The following is a 20,517-nucleotide window of genomic DNA, read 5'->3' as shown; positions in this document are numbered from 1 at the left end:
CGTGCCCACAGTCGTCGCAAGGTGCCCACTGCTTAAACCTGCGTCACGTCGGCGGAGAACATATAGCCGCCACCCCAGATGGTTTTGATCAGCTCCGGATTCTTGGGATCCCGCTCCAGCTTGCGGCGCAGGCGGCTCACCAGGGTATCGATGGCGCGATCAAAGGCTACCGCCTCGCGGCCACGGGCCAGATCCAGCAGTTGATCCCGGCTCAGCACCCGCTGCGGGCGTTCGAGAAACACCTTGAGCAGATCGAATTCGGCGGTGGAGAGGCTGAGGCCCACTCCATCCTCATCGACCAGCTCCCGGCGATTGACGTCGAGCAGCCAGCGATCGAAGCGCAGATCCCGGGTCAGGGTTTCGGCGGCGGGTTGGTTATCCGCCTGGGTGCGGCGCATCACCGCCTTGATGCGCGCCAGCAGCTCGCGCGGATTGAAAGGCTTTGCCAGATAGTCATCAGCCCCCATCTCCAGCCCTATGATGCGGTCGGTCTCTTCCCCCATGGCCGTGAGCATGATGATGGGCAGGTTCGATTTGACCCGCAGCTCGCGGCAGAGGGTCAGACCATCTTCACCCGGCATCATCAGATCCAGTACCAGCAGGTCGAACTCCCGCTCCTCCAGCAGTCGCTTCATCTCCTTGCCATCCCGTGCGCAACTGACCCGAAGGCCGTGCTGCTCCAGAAAGCGCTTCAAGAGATCGCGGATCTCGCTGTGATCGTCGACCACCAGAATGTGGGTGTTGCCCTGGTTCATGAATACCTCCCCTGCTTGGCGTTGGCACGAGTATACGAAAATCCGCCCGGCGGTTTGTGTCAAAGTGTGCCAGATCCGCACGATGCCACACTCTGCTACAAAAAAGGGCGATGCTGGCAAAGTTCAGACACCGATAGGGTATTTACTTGAGGGCAAGGCAAGAGCGCCGAACCAGAATCATCCCTACAGGAGATAGACCATGAAAAAGCTGACCAAAACCCTGCTGACCGCCACCCTGATCCTTGGCCTGCCGCTGGGTGCCTATGCTGCCAGTGAAGCAGCCCCCACCGGCCAGCCCGGTGCCATGGTGGATTGCCCGATGGACGGCGGCGGCATGATGGGTGGCAAACACCACGGTGGTCGCCACGACAAGATGGCCCGCATGCAGAACATGACCCCGGAGCAGATCCAGGCCAACCTGCAGCAACGTTATGATCGCATTGAAGATCCGGCCAAGAAGGCGGAATTCATCAAGAAGCTCAGCGAGCGTGCCGCCGGTATGACCAAGCACGCCGAAGCGATGAAGCAGTTCGCTGAAGCGAACCAGTAACAACGCCAGCTGTTATCAACCCAAGGGTGGCCGAGGCCACCCTTTTTGTGATCGTATCGATCCATTTTCGCTCGAATCCTTATCTTGCTGTCGCTTATGTGAGCGATGGCAAACGCGCCGTGAGCGAATTGCAAGATAATGCCCGCTCATATAACAAGCTGCAGTTAGCAGTGGCCGAAAACAGGAGAGGGTATGGGTTGGGATCTGGGGACAATCAAGGGGCGATATACCGCCGTTTTTCTGGGATTCATGGTGGCGGTCTGTGTGCTGACCGTAATCGGCATCCAGTTATGGGTCAAACCCGAGCTGCAACGGGCGGGTGAGCAGAATCTGGTGCTGCGGGTCAGCGAGATTGCGACCGACATTCGCGATCAGCTCAACGGGGTGCAGAGCCAGTCACGCAGTATCACCCAGCTGGTGGCCCAACTGCCGAGTGAGCAAATCGATGCTGTTCTCCCTGCTCTGATCGATCAATATGGCAATGCCATGGTGTTTGGTGGCGGCATCTGGCCGATGCCGGATCAGCGGGAAGCCGGTCGCATCAAGTTCAGTACCTTTTTTCATCGGGATGGTGCCAACAAGCTGATCCCCAACACCTACTGGAACTCGGCCGAGGCGCCCAACTATTTCGAGCAGCCCTGGCACAGAGCCGGGCAGCAGGCGGCGAAAGGCATGTGTGTCTGGGCGGCGGCTTACAAGGATGGTGCCAGCCAACAGCCACGCACCAACTGTGCCATGGGGATCTATCGTGACGGCTCCCTTTACGGGGTGTCCACCATCGATGTGACGCTGGGTTTCTTCAATGATCTGGTCGCCAAAAAAGAGCAGGAGATCGGTGGTCAGGTGATGATCGTCGAGGCCGACGGCAAGATCCTCAGCAAGAATGGTCGCTTGAGCGGGGATGTGGTGCTGGGCAACCTCTCATCTCACGGGGACTATCCCTTTGCCAGCGCCATCGCCAGCCTGCTGGGGCAAGGTAATGGCGCCGCATTGCAGCGCACTACCTTTCAGGATCTGGGTGAAGAGCAGACATTGCTGATGCAACCCATCGAAGGAACCCCCTGGCTGTTGGCGGCGGCGCTGCCGACCAGCACCCTTACCCACGACAGTCAGGAGGTGCTCAAGACGCTGGCAGCGATCCAGCTACCGCTAGTGGTGCTGCTGTTTGCGCTGATGTTGATGGCCATCAAGCAGCTGGGCAGTCGACTCGACACCCTCAAGCAGAACATCGATGCGCTCTCGGCCGGAGATGCTGATCTGACTGCCCGGATCCGGGTCAAGGGGCACGATGAGCTGGACCATATCGCTCAATCGGTGAACCGCTTTATCGCCTATCTGCAGCAGATGATGTTGCAGGTGACCGAGACCACAGAGCTGATTACCCGTGAATTGGCCCAGCTGGATCAGCAGACGGGGCAGGCCAGACGCATTCTCGGTGAGCATGCCGCCGAGACCGATCAGATAGTGACAGCCCTGACCGAGCTCAGCTCCACTGCCGACAGTGTGGCGCACCACGCGAGCGATTCCGCCAGCTTTACCGAGTCTGCCAATGGTCAGGCGATTCAGTCCCGTCAGGTAGTGGGTCAGGCCTCTGCCAGTGTGGCGGCGCTGATCGATGAAGTGGATCTTGCTGCGACCAAGGTATTGGGGATGCAGGAAGATGCTCGCCAGATCAGCAGTGTACTCGGCGTGATCGGCGATATTGCTGCCCAGACCAACCTGTTGGCACTCAACGCGGCTATCGAGGCGGCGCGGGCCGGTGAGCAGGGCCGTGGTTTTGCCGTGGTTGCTGATGAGGTGCGCGCACTGGCGGCGAGAACCCAGAATAGCACTGCCGAGGTGGGGAGCATGCTCTCCCGGTTGACGCAGGGGGTGGCAGAAGCCGTGGTGGCCATGGAGCACACCAAGCAGAGCTGCCAGGCGGCGACCGAGAATACCGAGCAGGTGACAGGCGGGCTCGACAAGATGGCGGATGCCGTGGTGCAAATAAATGATCTGGGTACCCAGATTGCGACTGCGGCAGAGGAGCAGAGCCGGGTGACCGAAGAGATCAACCGCAACATGGTCACCATCCGCGACATGGTCAATCTGCTGGTGGATAACGGTCAGAATACCGAACAGTGTTCGGCCACCCTGCTGGAGTCCAATCGCCAGCTGGTGGCGTTGGTGCATCGCTTCAAGGTGTAATAAACCGATCATAAAAGAGGGGAAGCCCGGTGCTCCCCCTCTTGCTATCTGTGCCGATGCGGGCGTGCAGCCACTCCACCGGACGAGCGAACTTAGCCCTGAGCCTTGTCGGTCAGGTCTACTTTCTTGACGGTATCACCTTCGAACTTGATAACGACGTTCTTCTTGGCTGCGTCGGTATCTTTCAGCAGGGTTTTGGTGGTTTCTGCCAGCAGTGGAGAAGCCTTCTTCAGGGCATCCAGATCATAGGTCCACACTTCCAGACCGGCCTCGGTCTTGGTAGAGGCAGGAGCGCCCAGCTTCTCTTTGACTGCCTGCTTGTTGGAGCCGCCTTCCTTGATATCCAGTGCCTTTTTGATGGCTTCGTTGGATGCGCTGTCCATGGCACCAGATACGGCAGTGCTGGCCGCATCCTTGACGCTGCTGGTGACGCTGTCGGTCAGCGAATCCATCAGGCCGGCATTGGCAAACAGGGGCAGGGTGGTGAGGGCAACCAGCAAACTCTTTTTCATTTTCTACAGCTTCCATGGGTTCAATGAGGCGGCTATGAAATCAGCAAAGATATTGGGCGTCAAGTGAGGCATGCAATTAACATTTCTGTTAACTGGATCTCATTTCTCACCAGCTGCAAACAGTTTTGGTATCTCCCGCACCAGCCAGCTTTTGGCCTTGCCCATGGTGTCTCGCCGCCAGGCCAGCACGACCTGCAGCTGATGGCGATATTCGGGGCTGATCACCTTAAGCCGTCCGGTCCGGATGTCCTCCTCAATCCAGCTCTGTGGCATGGTGCCGACCCCGATCCCTGCCAGCAGGGCATCCCGTTTCTCCGTCATGGTGCTGACAGTGAGGCGCGGCTGCTTGTCGAGCAGGCGGTAGGTGAGCACCGGTTTGCGCAGGGCTGTGTCGGCCACCGCGATGGCGCGGTAGCGGCGCAGGGTTTCGTCAGCCAGAGGCTCCGGCTCCTGATGGAGAGGGTGGTCGGGGTGGGCGACATAGAGCATGACCTCTTCTTTGATCACCTGATGCTTGATGCCGGCCATCATGATGCCCGGATTGATCGTGGAGATAAGCAGGTCGGCACGGCCATCCTCCAGACACTCCCAACTGCCCGCCAGTACTTCGGCGCGCAACCTGAGTCGGGTATCGGTCTGTTCAGCCAGCTTCTCAACCAAGGGATAGAGGGCCTGTACCGGGACCAGCGCATCGACGGCGACTGTGATGTCGGTCTCCCAGCCACGGGCCAGCGCCCGGGTCTCACCCACCAGATGCTCGGCTGCTTCCAGCAGCATGCGCCCTTGCTCCAGCAGCATGCGGCCCGCCGGGGTGAACTTGGTGCGGTGGCCGCTGCGGTCAAACAGCATAGCGTCCAGCTCGTCTTCCAGCTTCTGCACCGTATAGCTCAATGCCGAGGGCACCTTGCCCAGCTCGTCGGCTGCCGCCGCGAAGCTGCCACGGCGGTCGATGGCGTCCAGCACCCGGATTGCCTCCAGGGTCAGTGCCCGCTCCTTGTTCGATTCCTTGGTCATTCCTCACCTTCAATTTTTTTGAATATGTTTGCCAGTTTATCTCGCTAACAAGTTAGGTCGTGTCACTTTAATATTCAATCAACGCTTAGGCAGGAACGTCGAGCGGCCAAATATGCGGGTATTTCCGTACTGTAACGCACCAAATCGGTCGGTCTGACGTCGGTGAAAGAACAACACACTATTTGAATAACCTCTTGCATGGATGCATTGATTCTGGCCGAAACGGCCTTGGCAACGACATATAAATCAAGAGAGTGAATGAACATGAAAAACGTAATCAAGATGCTGGCCGTTGCAGGCCTGATGGCCACAGGTTTCGCCCAGGCTTCCGTACCAGCTGACTTCAGTGCTATGCCCGGCGTACTGTTTGTGAAGTGGAACTCCACTGCCGCACTGGATGGCAAAGCCAATCCGCTGCTGGAGGTGCGTGACGAGTCTGGCGATCTGCTGGCATCGGTTCACGCCACCCTGACGGGTACCCAGCAGGTGCGGATCCCGAACCGCACCCAGGGCAACCTGACCATCAGCCTGGCTGACCAGAGCAGTGAATACCGTATTCCGTTCGGCATCGGTGGTGGCAAAGACCGCTAAGTCGAACCCCGGATAGATGAGGAGCAGACCATGATGCAATTGAGAGCCGCAGAAGCGCGGGGCAAGGCCAACTTTGGCTGGCTGGACGCGCGTCACAGTTTCTCCTTCGGTCACTACTATGACCCACAGTGGATGGGGCACTCGGTACTGCGGGTGATCAATCAGGATCGGGTTGCGCCGGGTGGCGGATTCGCCACCCACCCTCACGCCAATATGGAGATCCTCACCTGCGTGCTGCAAGGCACCATTGAGCACAAGGACAGTCTCGGCCATGCCGAGCAGATCCCGGCAGGGGATTTCCAGCTGATGAGCGCAGGCAGCGGGATCCGCCACAGCGAGGTCAACCCCTCGCAGACGGCTCCTCTCTCCCTGTTGCAGATCTGGATCGAGCCGAATGAAGTCGGCACGCCACCCGGATATCAGCAGAAGAAAATTGAGTCCAGACCGGGTATGACGCTGGTGGCGTCACCGGATGGCGAGGCGGGATCCTTCGTGATCCGCCAGCAGGCCCGCGTATGGCGGCTGGAGCTGGCCCCGGGCGAAACGCTCGAATGGGCACTGGCTGGCCGACACGGTTACCTGCAGATGATTTCAGGTACGCTTGCCGCCAACGGTCTGGCTGCCCGACCCGGCGACGGGGTACTCAGTCGTGATGAATACCGGTGGGAGCTGGTGGCGACCAGTGCCAGCCAAGCTCTGTTATTTGACCTACCCTGAAGCAGTCAGCGGTGATGTGACACAAACGAGGAATATGAAATGGACAAGATGAAAGATTTGGCACTGCTGGCGGGTCGTGTACTGTTGGCGCTGATGTTCGTCATGGCGGGCTGGAGCAAGATCGGCGGCTATGCCGGAACCCAGGGCTATATGGAAGCGATGGGCGTACCGGGCTTTATGTTGCCGCTGGTGATCCTGCTTGAGCTGGGTGGTGGCCTTGCCGTCGTGCTCGGTCTCTTTACCCGTAGCCTCTCCGTGCTGCTGGCCGGTTTCACCCTGATGGCTGCCTTTATTTTCCACTATCAGCCTGCCGAACAGATGCAGATGCTGATGTTTATGAAGAACGTCTCAGTGGCCGGTGGTTTCCTGGCGCTGGCGGCGGCCGGAGCAGGGGCGTTCAGTGTGGATGCCCGTCTCGGCAAAAACTGGTAACAGCTAGTCAGTTTGAGTTTTCCAAGCCTTTTGGCCGGTGCAACTGCACCGGCTTTTTTCTGTCTGCGTTTTCCGGGTCGGTGAGGCTGCTGCACAAATCTGCGGCACCCCTCATGGTTCAGCTGTTTACTCGCCTGCTGGCCACAAGAGCCTTTTGCATCTTCCCCCCGATCCCCGACAATTCCTTTTCTTGTGAAGTGATGGAAATGGCTCGCCTTTTCCCTCGCCCCCTCTCATCCACAGGCGGGAATTTGCTCATGTTTACCCTCTACCACTCCAATCAGCTGGATCTGCTCAAAGAGCTGCTGGTGAGCCGCATCCGGCAGGCCCCTCTCTCTCACCCCTTCGATCGGGAGCAGATCCTGGTGCAGAGTCCGGGCATGGCCCAGTGGCTCAAGCTGGAGCTGGCCAAAGCGTTCGGCATCGCCGCCAATATCGACTTTCCGCTGCCCGCCAGCTTTATCTGGGAGATGTTCACCCGGGTGCTGGCGGATGTACCGCGTCAGAGCCCCTACAACAAAGGCTCCATGAGCTGGCAGCTGATGACCATTCTGCCTGCCTTGCTGGATCGCCCCGCCTTTGCCCCGCTCGCCGCCTATCTGGGCGGTGGGGGTGGCGAGGATCCTGCCCGTGAACTTGCGCAGGCGCCCGAGCAGGTGCGGCTGTGGCAACTCTGCCAAAAGGTGGCGGATCTCTTTGACCAGTATCTGGTCTATCGGCCGGACTGGATTGCCCGCTGGGAAGAGGGGGAAGGATTGAGTCAGGAGCTGGCCGGGGTGAGCGGTCAGGATTGGCAGCCGGAGCTGTGGCGTGAGCTGGTGGCACGCACCCTGGCGCTCTCTCCGAGCGGTTACCACCGCGCCAACCTCTACGAGGAGTTTATCCACGAGCTGGCGCGTACCGCCGATCTGCCGGGCAAGCTGCCGCAGCGGGTCTTTGTGTTCGGCATCTCGGCGCTGCCGCCGCGCTATGTGGAGGCGCTGCTGGCCCTCGGCAGCCGGCCGGAGGTGGAGGTGCACCTGTTCGTCACCAACCCCTGCCGCTACTACTGGGGGGATCTGCTGGATCGCAAGACGTTGGCTCGGCTGGAGAACAAGCTCAAACCCGGCACCGATATCGAGACATTGCAAGGCCCCGCCAACCCGCTGCTCGCCTCCATGGGCAAACTGGGGCGCGACTACCTGCATCAGCTGATGGAGCTGGAGGTACCGCAAATCGAGGCCTTCGTCGATATCGACGAGGTGGATGGCAAAGGCAATGTCAGCCTGCTGCGCGCCATCCAGAAGGATGTGCTGGAGCTGGCAGAACGGGGCGCCGGTCAGTTCGATCTCGACAGCAGCCATCACAAGAGCCCCATCAGCCCGGCGGATGGATCCTTGCAGATCCACGCCTGCCACGGCCCGATGCGCGAGCTGGAAGTGCTGCACGACCGGCTGCTGGCGCTGTTCGAGCAGGATCCCACCCTCACCCCGAAAGATGTGGTGGTGATGATGCCGGATGTGAACAGCTACGGCCCCTATATTCAGGCCGTTTTTGGTAAAGAAAAGAGTGGGGCGCGCGGTCAGATCCCCTTTGCTGTCTCGGATCGGGCGGCGAGTCAGGAGAGCCCGCTGCTGCAGAGCTTCCTCGCCCTGCTCAGGCTGCCCAACGCCCGCTTCGGGGCGGGCGAGCTGCTCGCCATTCTCGAGGTGCCCGCCGTGCTGCGCCGTTTCGAGCTGGATGACGACGAGTTCAACCAGCTGCGGGTCTGGGTGCAGGAGACCGGCATCCGCTGGGGGCTGGATGACGGTTACCCCGTCCGTTTCGAGCTGCCGCCCATGTCCGGCAACAGCTGGCTGTTCGGCCTGCGCCGCATGCTGCTCGGTTTTGCCATGGGGGATGGCGAGCCGGTGGCGGGCATCTTGCCCTACGCCGATATCGAAGGGCAGCAGGGGCTGGCACTCGGCAAGCTCGCCTGGTTTGTCGATTCGCTGGCAGAATTCCTGCCCCGCCTGCAACAGGCCCAGCCGCTGGCCGAGTGGAACGCCTGCCTGCTGGCGCTGCTGGAGCGCTTCTATCTGGCCGACGAGGATGAAGAGCGTCAGCTCCAGCTCATTCGCAGCCAGCTGGCCGAGTGGCAGACCCGGCTCGGCGAGGCCCGCTTCGAGCAGCCCATTACCGCCGACCTGCTGCAGGATTACCTCGGCAGCGTGCTGGGGGAGTCCCGCTCCAGCCAGCGCTTCCTCGCCGGTCAGGTCAACTTCTGCACCCTGATGCCGATGCGCTCCATCCCCTTCAAGCAGGTCTGCCTGCTCGGCATGAACGACGGCGTCTATCCGCGCACCCTGGCCCCCATGGGGTTTGACCTGATGGCGGTGGCGGGCCGGCGCGGGGATCGCTCCCGTCGTGATGATGACCGCTACCTCTTCCTCGAGGCGCTGCTCAGCGCCCAGCAGGGGCTCTATATCAGCTATCAGGGCTTCAGCGCGCAGGACAACAGCGACAAGGTGCCGTCGGTGCTGCTGGCGGAGCTGATCGACTATGTGCGGCAGGGCTTTGTGCTGGCGGGGGATGAGGATCTCGACGACGAAACCTCCGGCAAGCGGCTGCTCAACCACCTGATGGTGGCGCACCCGCTCACCCCCTACAGTCGCGACTACTTCTACCCGGCGGCGGGTTCGCGCCTCTTTACCTATGCCGCCGACTGGTTGCCCGCCCTCAATCCGGAGCGTGGCGCGGCCAACTTCCAGAGCGGTGAGTTGCCGCTGCCGCCAGATTGGAACAAAGGGGGGGGCAAGGAGCAGGGGCTGGAGCTGGCGGAGCTGTTGCGCTTCTATCGCCAGCCCACCAAGTATTTCCTCAACCGTCGCCTCAAGGTGTGGTTTGAGCTGAACGAAGCCAACATCGAGGACAGCGAGCCGTTCGAGCTGGATGGCCTGCAACATTATCAGCTGAAAGATCTGCTGCTCGATGCCCATCTGGCGGAAGGTGAAAGTACCGAGCGTCGCGAGCGGTTGCAGCTCACTGGCCTGCTGCCGCAAGGGTGGTTCGGCAGCCTGCTGCTGGACGATCTGGATGCCGAGATGGGCAAGCTGGCTGATCGGCTGCGGCCATGGGTTGCTGCCAATGAGTCAGAAAAGCAAGCGGTGGAGATCGATATCTCCCTGACTCAGGGTCAGCTGCAAGGGTGGATCGACACCCAGAAGGGGCGCTTGCTGGTGGTCAAACCCGGCAGCTTCAACGGCAAGGATCTGCTGCTGGGCTGGATCCAGCACCTCTGCCTCTCATTGAGCAGCGCCCCCGGCGACACCCTGCTGTTCGATGCCAAACAGAGCCTGCGACTGCCAGCGCTGTCTGCCGACGAGGCGCGGCCCAAACTGGCGGCGCTGGTGGCCTGTTGGGCGCAGGGGATGAAGCGGCCGCTGCCGTTCTTCCCCAACACCGCCTGGGATTGGCTCAAGGCGATCGAGAAGGATCCCGACAAGCCGGAGGCGGCCGACAAGGCGGCCCTCACCCGTTTCAACGGCGGCTGGATGATCAATGGGGAGGGGCAAGACGTTTACGTTGCCCGCTGCTTCCCCGAACTCGATGACGCCGTGCTTGGTCAGTTGCAGGCGCTGGCTCGCGAACACCTGACTCCGCTGCTCAAGACCCTGGAGGAGCTGAAATAATGGCTAACCCGCTCAATACATTGCGTTTTCCCCTCCATGGTGAACGACTGATCGAAGCCTCCGCCGGTACCGGCAAGACCTACACCATCGCCGGTCTCTACCTGCGCCTGCTGCTGGGCCACGGCCCGCTCATCGAAGAGGGCGCCGATGCAGGTCAGCCGAGCGCCCACGAGCGGCCGCTCTCGGTGACCGAAATTCTGGTGGTGACCTTTACCGAAGCGGCCACCGCCGAGCTGCGCGGACGGATCCGCGGTCGCATTCACGAGGCGCGCCTCGCCTTTATGCGCGGTCACAGCAGTGACGCCCTGCTGGCCCAACTGCTGGCCGAGGTGGCGGATCACGAATTGGCGGCCCGCCGCCTGCTGGCCGCCGAGCGCCAGATGGACGAGGCGGCGGTCTTTACCATCCACGGCTTCTGCCAGCGGATGCTCAAGCAGAACGCCTTCGAGTCGGGTGCACTCTTTGAAACCGAATTTCTCACCGACGACAGCCAGCTCAGGCTGCAGGCGGTGAGCGACTACTGGCGTGCCGAGTTCTATCCGGTGGATAAAGCCCTCGCCAGCGCGGTGCGTGCGCTCTGGCCGAGCCCCGCCGCCCTGTTGCGGGAGATGGGCAGTTGGCTCGACAACAGCGAGCTGGAGATCCACCCCGCGCTGGGGGACGAGACCCTCGCCGCCCGCCATCAGGCGGCTATGGCCCGCATTGAGGCGGTGAAGAGCGAATGGCTGGCGCAGACGGACGAGATCCGCCGCCAGACCGACGGCCAGATCAGCCGCTACACCGGCAAGAACTACGAAGGGTGGCTTGCCAAGATAAGCGACTGGGCGAAAGACGAGGCCAGTGGCTACGCCATCCCCAAGGAACTGGAGCGCTTCGGCCAGACGGTGCTGGAGGAGAACCTCAAGAAGGGGGGCGCTGTGCCGACCCTGCCGCTGTTCAGCCAGATAGACGAGCTGCTGGCGAGCCGCCCCGGTATTCGGGATCTCATCCTGCAACGGGCCGCCAAGGTGGTGCGCAGCCGGATGCAGGCGAGCAAGCGCCAAGCCCATCAGCTCTCGTTCGATGACCTGCTCAAAGATCTCGACGGGGCGCTTGGCTCCAGCCTTGGCGAGCGGCTCTGCGAGCGGATTCGCGCCACCTACCGGGTGGCGATGATCGATGAATTTCAGGATACCGATCCCCAGCAGTACCGCATCTTCCATCGGCTTTACGGCGGCCACACCGACACGGCGCTGCTGATGATCGGTGACCCCAAGCAGGCCATCTACGGCTTTCGCGGCGCCGACATCTTTACCTACATTCAGGCGCGGCGAAATGTGAGCGCCCACTACACCCTCGGGCGCAACTGGCGCTCCAGCAGTGCGCTGGTGGGAGCGGTCAACGGGTTGTTCGAGCGGGCGAAAGATCCCTTTATCTACGAGGCGGATATCCCCTTCCTGCCGGTGGCGGCGCAGGGCAAGAGCAAGGCGCTGCTGCTGGGTGGCGAAACTGCCCCCGTACTGCACTGCTGGCAGTTGGCGGGTCAGCCCACCTTCAATCGGGGGGATTACCAGAGCAAGATGGCCCGCGCCACCGCCGCCGAGATCCACCGCTTGCTGACCCTCGCCCGCGAGGGCAAGGCGCTGATCGGCGACAAAGCGGTGAAGGCCGGAGATATCGCCGTGCTGGTGCGTACCGGCGCCGAGGGCAAGCTGGTGCAGCAGGAGCTGGCGCGGCTCGCCATCGCCTCCGTCTATCTGTCGAACCGCGAGAGCGTGCTGGAGCAGACGGAGGCGCGGGAGATTTTGCTGATTTTGCACGCCTGCCAGAACCCGAGCGAAGAGCGCAGCCTGCGGGCGGCGCTGGCGACCGGCCTGTTTGACCTCGATGCCAAGGCGCTCGATGGGCTGGCCAGCGACGAGCGGGCGTGGGAGAGCGCGGTGCAGGAGTTTATGGAGTACCGATCGATCTGGCATCGCCGCGGTGTGCTGGCGATGCTGCGCGCCCTGCTGCACCGGCGCAATCTCGCCTCTTCGCTGTTGGCGAGCCCCTACGGCGAGCGGCGGTTGACCAACTTCCTCCATCTTGGCGAGCTGCTGCAACAGGTGAGCAGCGAGCTGGACGGGGAGTACGCCCTGCTGCGCTGGTTGGGGGAGGCGGTGAGTCGCCCCAACGGGCAGGATGCTGAGCAGGTACTGCGCCTCGAATCCGAGCGGAAATTGGTGCAGATCGTCACCATCCACAAATCCAAGGGGCTGGAGTACCCGCTGGTGTTCCTGCCCTTTATCTGCAGCCACAGAACCGCCGAGACCCCGCTCTATCACGAGGCGGACGAGGCGGGCAATCGCACCATCCTCGATCTGACCGGCGCCGAGGACTCCTTGGCGGAGGCCGACCGCGAGCGCCTTGCCGAAGATTTGCGGCTGCTCTATGTGGCGCTGACCCGGGGCGTCTACGCCACCTGGCTGGGGTTGGCGCCGGTACGGGCGGGGGCGGGCAAGTCGGAGAAGACCGATCTGCACCACACCGCCATCGGCTACCTGCTGCAAAAGGGTGAAGAGGGGGATGCGCAAACGCTGGCGACCGCGCTGACCGAGCTGGCACAGGCGCTGCCCGGGGTGGCCGTCGGTGAGCCCTCGCTCACCCGTCCGACCCCGCTGCCGCCAGAGGTGGAGCTGCTGGGCGAGCCGCAGGTGCGCCACTTTAGCGGTTCCCTTGAGCGGGACTGGTGGATCAGCTCCTACTCCGGGCTGGCGGCGCAGGGCCACGGCCACAGCAAGGGCGTACTCGCCAATCCCGGTTTCGATGATGAGGTCGTCACCGAAGTAGCCGCTGCGCTGGTGGCGGAACAACCGGACGAGGCGCCCCAGCCCTCCATCTTCACCTTCCCGAAAGGGGCGCGCCCCGGCACCCTGCTGCACAGCCTGTTCGAGACCATCGACTTTCAAAGCGCCGCTGGCGAGCCGCTGGCAGAGCATATCGCCAGCTTGTTGCTGCAAGACGGTTTCGACGAGAGCTGGGCCCAAGTGCTGCAACAGCAGGTCGAAGCAGTGCTCGATACCCCGCTGGAAACAGATTTTCTTGCAGAAAGCGGCGAGCCGGTACGGCTGCGGGATCTGGCCCCCGAGCGCAAACAGGTGGAGCTGGAGTTCTTCCTGCCGATGGGGCGGGTGACGGCACCGGCGCTGACTGCGCTCTGCCAGCAGCACGACCCGCTGTCGCGGGGCAACAAGCCGCTCAGCTTTGCCACCGTGCAGGGGATGCTCAAGGGCTTTATCGATCTGGTGTTCGAGTGGCAGGGGCGCTGGTATCTGCTCGACTACAAATCGAACCACCTCGGCATGAGCCCCGCCGATTACAGCCGTCCGGCGCTGGAGCGGGCGATGGCCGAGCACCGTTACGACCTGCAATACCAGCTCTACTCGCTGGCGCTGCACCGGCTGCTCACCCTGCGCCTGCCGGGCTACGACTTCGAGCAGCACTTTGGCGGCGTTTTCTATCTGTTCCTGCGCGGCATGCCGCAGGGGGGCATTTTCCATACCCGCCCGAGCCGTGAACTGGTGCTGGGGCTGGATAAGTTATTTCGCGAAGGCAGTGAGCTGCCAGCTGCGGGATCTCAAGCATTGAACGAGGTAGAGGCATGAGCGGCACCATGATCAGCACAGCGACCAGCGCAATGATGGTTGAACGGTTGAAAACACTGGCGCTGGCTGGCCGCATCCGCCAGCTGGATCTGCAATTTGCCAGGCTGGTGGCCGACCTTGGCGGCAGCCCCGAGCTGGTGCTGGGGGCGGCGCTCGCCTGCTTCGAGCTGGGGCGCGGCCATGTCTGCCTGCCGCTGGAGATGCTCATCGCCGGATCCCTGCGCCCGTTCGGGCTGGATCCCCAGCAGAGCCGGGATCTGCTGGGGGATCTGGCGGATCCTACCCGCTGGCCCGCCCTGTTTGCGGCAAGCCCCCTGGTTGGCACCGAGCAGGATGAGGGGCTCACTCCGCGCTGGCCGCTGCGGCTGTGGCACGGGCGGCTCTACCTCACCCGCTACCACGATCACGAGCAGGGCGTAGCCCGCCATCTGCGCGCCCTGAGCGAGCGAGCCGAATGGCCGGAGATTGCACCGGCCCTGTCGCGGCTGTTTGCCCGCGACTACGGGCTGGTGTTCGGGGCGCTGCTCAAGGCCCGCCTCACCCCCGACTTCTCGGCCCGTCACTTTATCGAAAAGTATCTCGATCTGGTGTTCCCGAACGAAGTGGATTGGCCCGCCATCGAAGGGCTGCTGGCCAGTGCGCAGGCGGCGAGCGACTTGAGCAAGCTGGATACGCTGGTGCCCGAGGCGCTCTGCTGCAACGGTCAGAAACTGGCGGCGGCCACCGCAGCAGCGCGCCCCTTTGCGGTGATCTCCGGCGGCCCCGGCACCGGCAAGACCACCACGGTCGCCAAACTGCTCGCCATTCTGGTGGAGACCGGCCTGCAAGCGGGCAAGGCGCCGGCGATCCGGCTGGTGGCCCCCACCGGCAAGGCGGCGGCACGCCTCACCGAGAGTATCGGCTCTGCCCTGCAGGCCCTCGATCTGCCCCCCGAGTGGGTCGAAGCGATCCCCACCGAAGCGGGCACCCTGCACCGGCTGCTCGGGGTCATTCCGGGGCGCAGCCAGTTCCGCCACCACGCGGGCAACCCGTTGCACCTCGACTTGCTGGTGGTGGATGAGGCATCCATGGTTGACCTACCGATGATGGCGCGCCTGCTCGATGCGCTGCCGAGCCACGCCCGCCTGATCCTGCTCGGCGACAAGGATCAGCTCGCCTCGGTGGAGGCGGGGGCCGTGCTCGGCGATATCTGCAGCTTTATCGAACAGGGCATCAGCCCGGCGCAGGCGGATTGGCTCTCCCGCCAGACCGGCTATCGCTTGCAGGGTACGCCCGCGGGGGCTGCCGTGCGCGACAGCCTCTGTTTGCTGGCCAAGAGCTGGCGCTTTGATCAGCACTCTGGCATCGGCCAGCTGGCGCGCGCCTGCAACAGCGGCGATGCCACGGCGGTGGAATCAGTCTGGGGCGCAGGATTCGCCGATATCAGCCTGCACCCCTGGGCGGGGGAGGCCTACGACGCCCTGATTGCCCAGGGGGTGGCCGGTTACGGCAGCTATCTGAAGGCGGCCCGCGCGGGGGAAGATCCTGCCGCCGTATTCAAGGCATTCAACAGCTTCCAGATCCTCTGCGCCCTGCGTGACGGCCCGTTCGGGGTGCTGGGGCTTAACGAGCGGCTCGAACTCGCCTTGTCACGGGCCGGCCTGATTGCCCGCGATGGCGACTGGTATGCCGGTCGCCCTGTGATGGTGGTGCGCAACGATCACGGGGTCGGCCTCTACAACGGCGATATGGGGCTCTGCCTGCCCGATGAAACTGGGCGGCTCAAGGTATGGTTTGAGCAGCCGGACGGCACCCTGCGCGCCCTGTTGCCCAGCCGCTTGCCGCCCCACGAGACGGTCTACGCCATGACCATCCACAAATCCCAGGGTTCGGAGTTTGCCCATACCGTGCTGGTGCTGCCCGACAGCCCCAGCCCGCTGCTGACCCGCGAGCTGGTCTATACCGGCATCACCCGCGCCAAGGCGCGACTCGATCTCTACGGCGATCGCGCCCTGCTGGCCCAAGCTGTGCGGAAAAAGACCGAGCGTTATTCCGGATTGGCAGAGAGGTTGGGGGAGTGATTGATTGGATTGCGGTAAAGGGATTTGCCGCTTTTTATTTAGCTATTAGAGAATAAATATGTTGAATCGAAGTAAGAATACATCAACAGAAGCGATCTCGGGTGATGAGGCTAATTTTGTAAAAATTTTCACAACGTATTGCTTAGTGCAGGTATTTATTTTACTGAATTTATTTTCTATTTCCGATGCGCATTTATTAATGCACGCAAAAGGTTTCAATATACCTATAATAAATACGCAAACGTCAGTTGTAGGTTTTTTGATATTTAGCTCCTTTGTTATATCTATAATCTCAATTTACATATCAAGAGAATATTATCTTATGGAGTGGAGGTGCAAAGTTGCACGTTCGCCATCAAAGTCTATTTTTTCTTTTAATATGGAAAATGACACAAATACTATTATATCGAGATGTGTTGTCATTTTTTCAGTTTTCTTTAGTGGGCCACTCACAACTTACTTGCTATTAATTAGGCTGTCAGACTATCAAAGTAAAGTGTATTTTTTGCTACAGCTTATGGCATTTGTCGTCTGTTTATATTCATGTGGGAAAAATTACAAATCTACATTACATTTATATAGAGACGATTATAGTAAAAGTTTTCATAAATTACTTCTAGTGTGCATGACATTACATTTATACATCTGTGTAGACACAATATTCATCAGTTCAAGTTTTTCTCCGATTTTTTATATAAAGCAAAATTCAGCTTTGTTAGATGATGAAGATGGGGGGACAGTATGGTTTATCCCGCATATTAAAATAGATCGAACAGAGAAGGTTTATACTCCTGATCAGAATGCTAATAGCTTTGCGCTTATGACAGGATATCATGAGGATGTATATAATATATCACGTTCTATTTCATTGGATTTAAGGTCAAGAAGTTTGAAGTATTTGGATTTATGGGGCCAGTCTATACCTAGAATTTGGGCTCATGATTCAGATTTATCTGGTGCAAATCTTAGTTTTGCAAGACTGATGGGAACAAATTTTGTCAACACAAACCTGCATGGGGTTAATTTTTCCATGTCTGTTCTGGATGGTAGTTCGTTCTTCAACTCCAATATTGAATCTGTTATCTTTAATAATACTCATCTAATCGGTTCTGTTTTTAGTGATACACAAATTAGAAGAAGCATAATAATTGGAAGTACTTTTCTAGGTTCTCAATTCTATGGTTCCAAAATAGAACGCTCAAAGCTTTATGATAATGACTTCAATGCTATTGGTCTTTTCGATTCTAGTTTTAGTATGAATAATATTTTCAATCAAAAAATATCATATATTTTTACTTCTGGGGAAGCCAGTGATAACACTGATATAGTTTTCAAAAAGGATGATCTTACCGCAAAAGAAAAACTTTCAAAGTATTTTTGTACAGGTCATAAATTATCTATAACAAAGAAGTTTAGTCTGTATTCAATATTGTCTAGATATAACTTAACGAATGAGCTCTACGCAGAGAGTATTCATGACTATTTTAATAAAGGTGACTGTGAGTACGTTCATCAATTCACATCAAAAATTATGGATAATTCTATGTGAAAAATATTGTGAAGCCTTCTCTCTGAAAATATTTCGTATGTTGGGCTTCGCAGGCTCAGCACCAACCTACCGATTGTGTAGGTTGTGGCTGAGCATAGCGAAGCCCAACGTTTACCGCGAAATCTCTTTTTCTTTCCCCTTATCCCCGACCCCTCTCCTCCTTTTTAATAAATGGGAGAAGGGAGCAATGCCGTTACCGCTGTCCGATTACGCTTCGCTAATCGAACCTACACGGCTGACTCTGGCCGAGTGACCTCTGTGGGGGTCTCTGGGTATCCCCTCATTTATTCCCATCACCCAAATGACTGAATCGTGAGTTAAATCCGGTAAATGGGGCGCGCTTGAGCCACACTTATGGCCACCCTGACTCAGCCTGTGCCGTGAGTGGCCGATAACCGGGGAAACGGTGGTGCGGTGGGGTTCTGGCTGACAGATCTGTTGCAATATGCCAAGGTAGCGCCTCACGACAACAGAGCGATTCCCCGTGGTGGCGCGGGGCGGAAGAACAAGGATAACTGCTATGGTGCAGGACAGTGACACGATCAGGATCTCGGATGTCAGCGAGGCCGTGGTGCATGGCATTCTGGAGGTGACCAGCGATGGCATCTGGGATTGGCATGCCAATACCGGTTTTGTCTATCGCAACCCCGGCTGGTACCGGATGCTGGGTTACGAGCCTCATTCCCTCGGCAATACCGTCTTCACCTGGGAGAACGTGATCCACCCCGACGATCTGGCGGCAGTGATGGCGAAGTTCGATCTCTGCCTGAGCGGCAGCGCCCATGAGTATCGCGCCGAGTACCGTTGCCGCTGCCGGGATGGCAGTTACCTCTGGATTGAGGATTGCGGCCGCATCATTGAGCGCAATCCCGACGGATCTGTGGCGCGGATGATCGGCGCCCATCGCGATATCCACGCCAGCAAGTTGTTGCTGGAGCAGCTGGAGCGGCGCAATCAGTCGCTGGAGCAGCAGGTTGCCGAGCGCACCGCCGAGCTGGTGCGACTCAACGAGGCGCTGCAACAGAAAGCCGAGGAGAACCGTCTGCTGGCAGAGACCGATGCCCTGACTGGCGCCGCCAGTCGCTATCGGCTGGAGCGGGCGTTGCAGCTGGAGTGTGAGCGGGCGCGCCGCTTCCATCAGCCGTTTACGGTGATCGCCATGGATGTGGACAACTTCAAGCAGATCAACGATAGCTATGGCCACAACGCCGGGGATCAGACTCTGATCAACATAGTGGCGCTGGTGCGCCGCCATATCCGCGAGATCGATCTGCTGGCCCGCTGGGGCGGTGACGAGTTTATGGTGTTGTTGCCCAACACCGGCCGCGAGGATGCGCTGGTGGTGGCGAGCAAATTTCAGGCATTGATGGCGAGCGAGCCCATCTGCCCCCACGCGCCCGCTACCATGAGCTTCGGGCTGGCGGAGTATCAGCAGGATGAGCAGAAAGATAGCCTGATGGTGCGCGCCGATCGGGCGCTCTATCAGGCCAAGCAGTTGGGTAAAGACCAGATCTGCTAACGCGGGGTACGGAAAAAGAGCAGTAAAAAGGGCCGCAGGTTTGAAACCGGCGGCCCTTTTGTATTGTGACTGACGCGGCGCGACTTAGAAGTGGTAGCGCAGACCCAGCTTGAAGGTATCCAGAGAGTAGTGCTCGTCACCCAGGCTCAGGGCGTCGAACTGGCGCTCGTAACCGATACCGGCAGAGAAGTGGTCGTTGAAGGCGTAGTCCAGACCGACTTCCAGATTGGGGTGTACCTTGCTCTTGGTTGCGCTCTTGCTTACCTGATCGCTGAAACCGAGGAAGGTGGCGTTGCCGACAACTTCCAATTCGGTGCGGGTGTAGGCGATACCCGGTTTGGCATAGGCGCTGAAGCCCCAGGCCAGCGGCTGGCTCAGCTTGGCGGCCAGGCTGATGCTGCGGGTTTCGATGGTGGTGTCGGCAAAGCCGCTTGCAATCGGGGAGGTTACCCAGGTCAGCTGATCCATCTGCTGGGCGTGCAAGCCACCTTCAACCGCCAGCCAGGGTTTGAAGCTGTAACCCACGATCAGGCTGCCGCCGTCGAGCTGGTCGTCGATCACTTTGGCGTCATAGGCGTCTTTGGCCGCACCATCGAGATCCATCTTGGAGGTAGTCAGGTCCAGACCTGCATACCAGCCTTCGGCATGGGCGCCGCCATTCATGGCCAGAGCAAGCAGGGAGAATGCGGCAATTTTATTAAACTTGTTCATGGATAAATAACCTTGTGTTGCGTGAACTGCGTGTGATTTATATTGCTCAATCCATGAAGCTTTTTATATTTCCGTCATCGCTCTGCTTTCACAGAGGGGCCGCAGTATAGTCAGCGTATTTCTGAATAACAAGAGAGTGATTTCCCCATTCTTCTAAATATGACTGGCTGCAAGCAGGGGCATTTTGTTTAATAAATGGTGTTATTAGAGTTTTAGCTTTATTGAGATTTAAATAATTAACCGGTGAGGCGAATGACAGGCTGTGAGTTTGGTTTTGATTCCATGCAATTGATTTATAACAACATTTTATTTTAATTCTAGAGTAACCATGATTAGCTGTCTAAAAATTGGCATCTCAGATGTCACTGATTGGCATCAGGTTCTTTTCGATGATTTTTTGAACGTATCACAAGGTGAAACCGTGAGAAAAAAATCTATCTTTTTGCCTGTTTTTTGCTCTTTTTGAGGTTTGGGATTGTTCCCATCGTGGCTTTTGGTGGTCTTTTGAGGCTGTTTATGCATGGGCCATGTTGCCCACCAGATACGCGGATGGGTTCTTGTGGGTGACTTTTCATTTCTCCCGGCAGCACTCGTTGGGGTGGGCATGAGGTGCGATAAGCAGATATGGGTCGTGCGGTCTGATTAAT

At 59.2% G+C, this 20,517-nt stretch carries 15 protein-coding genes; 10 read left to right on the top strand and 5 right to left on the bottom strand.

Annotation, left to right across the window (positions count from 1 at the left end; genetic code table 11):
• Nucleotides 1–32: 32 nt before the first annotated feature.
• Entirely contained in the window at nt 33–755 is a 723-nt protein-coding gene (locus ACTG1K_RS23105; protein ID WP_042052907.1) for a response regulator, read from the bottom strand.
• 199 nt (nt 756–954) lie between these two features.
• On the opposite strand from ACTG1K_RS23105, the gene ACTG1K_RS23100 reads away from it, so the two are divergent.
• Complete coding sequence (locus tag ACTG1K_RS23100) at nt 955–1,305, top strand: hypothetical protein (RefSeq protein WP_219594990.1); 351 nt, start codon at nt 955–957, stop codon at nt 1,303–1,305.
• A gap of 192 nt (nt 1,306–1,497) precedes the next feature.
• Nucleotides 1,498–3,492, top strand: a complete 1,995-nt coding sequence (locus ACTG1K_RS23095) for a methyl-accepting chemotaxis protein (RefSeq protein ID WP_376889550.1) — start codon at nt 1,498–1,500, stop codon at nt 3,490–3,492.
• 92 nt (nt 3,493–3,584) lie between these two features.
• On the opposite strand, the gene ACTG1K_RS23090 is transcribed toward ACTG1K_RS23095, so the two are convergent.
• Both ACTG1K_RS23090 and ACTG1K_RS23085 read right to left on the bottom strand, forming a co-directional pair.
• Nucleotides 3,585–4,004: a hypothetical protein gene (locus tag ACTG1K_RS23090; protein WP_440004737.1), complete on the bottom strand. Its 420-nt coding sequence runs from the start codon at nt 4,002–4,004 to the stop codon at nt 3,585–3,587.
• A gap of 99 nt (nt 4,005–4,103) precedes the next feature.
• A complete protein-coding gene (locus ACTG1K_RS23085) occupies nt 4,104–5,018 on the bottom strand; it encodes a LysR family transcriptional regulator (RefSeq protein ID WP_440004736.1) in 915 nt (304 codons plus the stop codon).
• A 258-nt stretch (nt 5,019–5,276) separates the two neighbouring features.
• On the opposite strand from ACTG1K_RS23085, the gene ACTG1K_RS23080 reads away from it, so the two are divergent.
• The 8 genes from ACTG1K_RS23080 (at nt 5,277) to ACTG1K_RS23045 (ending at nt 19,159) form a co-directional block, all read left to right on the top strand.
• Complete coding sequence (locus tag ACTG1K_RS23080) at nt 5,277–5,609, top strand: hypothetical protein (protein WP_440004734.1); 333 nt, start codon at nt 5,277–5,279, stop codon at nt 5,607–5,609.
• Nucleotides 5,610–5,639: 30 nt separating this feature from the next.
• Nucleotides 5,640–6,326, top strand: a complete 687-nt coding sequence (locus ACTG1K_RS23075; RefSeq protein WP_440004733.1) for a pirin family protein — start codon at nt 5,640–5,642, stop codon at nt 6,324–6,326.
• A 39-nt stretch (nt 6,327–6,365) separates the two neighbouring features.
• Nucleotides 6,366–6,758 carry a DoxX family protein gene (locus tag ACTG1K_RS23070; RefSeq protein WP_408780738.1) on the top strand — a complete coding sequence of 131 codons (393 nt, stop codon included), beginning with the start codon at nt 6,366–6,368 and terminating at the stop codon, nt 6,756–6,758.
• 257 nt (nt 6,759–7,015) lie between these two features.
• Nucleotides 7,016–10,408: an exodeoxyribonuclease V subunit gamma gene (recC, locus tag ACTG1K_RS23065; RefSeq protein ID WP_440004732.1), complete on the top strand. Its 3,393-nt coding sequence runs from the start codon at nt 7,016–7,018 to the stop codon at nt 10,406–10,408.
• Nucleotides 10,408–14,031 (top strand): exodeoxyribonuclease V subunit beta, encoded by a 3,624-nt coding sequence (gene recB / locus ACTG1K_RS23060; RefSeq protein WP_440004731.1) that lies wholly within the window; start codon nt 10,408–10,410, stop codon nt 14,029–14,031. Before recC ends, recB begins: the two co-directional genes overlap by 1 nt.
• The gene (recD, locus tag ACTG1K_RS23055; RefSeq protein ID WP_440004730.1) at nt 14,028–16,091 is read left to right on the top strand and encodes an exodeoxyribonuclease V subunit alpha; all 2,064 of its coding nucleotides are present in this window, start codon (nt 14,028–14,030) and stop codon (nt 16,089–16,091) included. Before recB ends, recD begins: the two co-directional genes overlap by 4 nt.
• 58 nt (nt 16,092–16,149) lie before the next feature.
• A complete protein-coding gene (locus ACTG1K_RS23050; protein ID WP_240045612.1) occupies nt 16,150–17,640 on the top strand; it encodes a pentapeptide repeat-containing protein in 1,491 nt (496 codons plus the stop codon).
• Between the two features lie 520 nt (nt 17,641–18,160).
• The gene (locus ACTG1K_RS23045) at nt 18,161–19,159 is read left to right on the top strand and encodes a sensor domain-containing diguanylate cyclase (protein WP_236287753.1); all 999 of its coding nucleotides are present in this window, start codon (nt 18,161–18,163) and stop codon (nt 19,157–19,159) included.
• Between the two features lie 84 nt (nt 19,160–19,243).
• On the opposite strand, the gene ACTG1K_RS23040 is transcribed toward ACTG1K_RS23045, so the two are convergent.
• A complete protein-coding gene (locus ACTG1K_RS23040; protein ID WP_021231774.1) occupies nt 19,244–19,870 on the bottom strand; it encodes a porin family protein in 627 nt (208 codons plus the stop codon).
• Between the two features lie 434 nt (nt 19,871–20,304).
• Nucleotides 20,305–20,517 (bottom strand): hypothetical protein (locus ACTG1K_RS23035; protein WP_440006898.1); only part of this gene is annotated, 213 nt, incomplete at its 5' end.

Source organism: Aeromonas sp. 102P (genome assembly GCF_051920345.1).
In the GTDB taxonomy this organism is placed as follows: domain Bacteria; phylum Pseudomonadota; class Gammaproteobacteria; order Enterobacterales; family Aeromonadaceae; genus Aeromonas; species Aeromonas veronii.
Note: the sequence above shows the minus strand (reverse complement) of the source record. Positions and strands in the feature narration are given on the sequence as shown.